We start from the raw sequence: 252 nt of genomic DNA on the forward strand, positions 1-252 counted from the left end.
GTGCAAATCACCGACCGCGGTCGACAAGCACTGGCCAATGGCCCTGCGCGCATAACCGTGACCTGGCTGAAGCAGTTCCCTGAGTTCGCTGACTTTCACGCCGCCAAGCCCCAGGTGAGCGATATGCTAGGCGTGATGCCGACCGGGTCGTCGGCAAGCCCCGACACGACCCCGGATGAGCAACTGGCTGATGCTCACCAGGCACTTATGCAGTCACTGGCCGAAGAGCTTCTTGCGCAGGTGAGAGCTGCC

At 62.3% G+C, this 252-nt stretch carries 1 pseudogene; it reads left to right on the forward strand.

Going from position 1 to position 252, the window contains the following annotated elements:
- Positions 1–252 (forward strand): annotated as a pseudogene (locus tag SB717_RS37945) (hypothetical protein); the annotation flags it as partial.

Source organism: Priestia sp. SIMBA_032 (genome assembly GCF_046535215.1).
Lineage (GTDB): Bacteria > Bacillota > Bacilli > Bacillales > Bacillaceae_H > Priestia > Priestia aryabhattai.